Here is an 863-nt window from a genome sequence, read left to right on the forward strand (position 1 = left end):
AGAGGCCGCGGCCTGGATCGCCGTGGCCGGTGAACTGGAGCAGGAGGAGATCCAGCTGCTGGCCGCGACGGTCGCACAGGCAGCACAACAGGCGGGGGCGGGCTGCCGGCAGGTCGTGCTGGACCTGTCCGGTGTCTCCTCCTGCAGCCACAACAGCGCGTTCATCTTGCTGGGCATGTGCTACGGCATGGAGATCATGGGCATCACCGTCACCATGACCGAGCTGAGCTCTGCAGCACACCTCGCCTTCAAGGAGGCGGAGCTGGAGAGATGGATTCCGTTCCACCAGCACGACGGCCGCGCCGCCAACGGATGAGACCGTCCGGCGCAACAGTGCAGGAGCGCTGCCCACGCGCCCTGGACAGCCGCGGCATCATCAGCGGCCGGTGTGCGGGGACTCGGGGCGGGTGCCGGACAGGCGGCCGGAGAGGACGTCAGGCTGGAAGTGCCGGGCCGGGAAGGGCGTGGTGGCCCGCCAGGGCTGATCGAAGGTGACAGGGCATGATGCCGGGAGCGGGATTCGAGCTGGTGATCTGTGGGGCGACAGCAGGGGACGGTGCGGTATGGGTGGGTGCAATCGGGGAGGTGCGCCTGGATGAGGTGCAGCTGCTGGCCGAAGCGATCGGGCAGGTAGTACGAGGCGAGGACGACACCCACCGGGTCGTGCTGGATCTGTCGGAGGTCTCCTACTGCAGCCATGACGCCTCGTTCACGCTGTGGGGCATGTGCGCGGGCTTTCACGCGGCGGGGATCGGCGTCGCCCTGGCAGAGGTGAGCAGCATGGCGCGGATCGCGTTCGAGGGCACGCACCTGGACAAACGGTTCTCGTTCCTCGAGCGGTGAGGCCTGCCCCAGCGCCTTCG

Annotated in this window: 2 protein-coding genes; both read left to right on the plus strand. The window is 68.4% G+C overall.

The genetic code is table 11. From position 1 onward, the window contains the following. A partial coding sequence (locus tag IE271_RS41105; protein ID WP_190195506.1) for an STAS domain-containing protein occupies positions 1–316 on the plus strand: 316 nt, incomplete at its 5' end. A 185-nt stretch (positions 317–501) separates the two neighbouring features. Then, on the plus strand, positions 502–843 hold the full coding sequence (locus IE271_RS41110; protein WP_190195507.1) for an STAS domain-containing protein: 342 nt from the start codon (positions 502–504) through the stop codon (positions 841–843). Positions 844–863: the final 20 nt, after the last annotated feature.

It is taken from the genome of Streptomyces minutiscleroticus, from assembly GCF_014650875.1.
Lineage (GTDB): Bacteria > Actinomycetota > Actinomycetes > Streptomycetales > Streptomycetaceae > Streptomyces > Streptomyces minutiscleroticus.

Bases quoted from the DNA above. Each gene is read 5' to 3' on its own strand.
- IE271_RS41110 (WP_190195507.1), top strand. From the start codon at position 502: ATGATGCCGGGAGCGGGATTCGAGCTGGTGATCTGTGGGGCGACAGCA.